This is a genomic window from Mesorhizobium sp. M4A.F.Ca.ET.090.04.2.1 (assembly GCF_003999085.1).
Lineage (GTDB): Bacteria > Pseudomonadota > Alphaproteobacteria > Rhizobiales > Rhizobiaceae > Mesorhizobium.
This window is the reverse complement of the sequence record NZ_RZOT01001054.1, coordinates 1-209: the sequence shown is the minus strand read 5'-3', so window position 1 is coordinate 209 and position 209 is coordinate 1. Positions and strand designations below refer to the sequence as shown.

At 69.4% G+C, this 209-nt stretch carries 1 protein-coding gene; it reads left to right on the top strand.

Going from position 1 to position 209, the window contains the following annotated elements:
• Window positions 1–209: dihydroxyacetone kinase subunit DhaK (locus EN781_RS33995; RefSeq protein ID WP_145965854.1), on the top strand; the 209-nt coding region annotated here is incomplete at both ends.

Sequence of the window (209 nt, the reverse complement as noted above, 5' to 3'; positions counted from 1 at the left end):
GCGGCGGCAAAGGACATTTTTTCGCTCGGCATCTCGCTCTCTTCCTGCTCGATCCCCGGTCAGGCGCATGAGGATCGCTTCGGCGCCGACGATGGCGAGCTCGGGCTCGGCATCCATGGCGAGCCGGGCGTCGAGCGCATCGCGCTGCAGAGCGCCGGCAGGCTGGTCGCCATCATGGCCGAGCGTCTTGCCGCGCGGCTCGGTCCTGG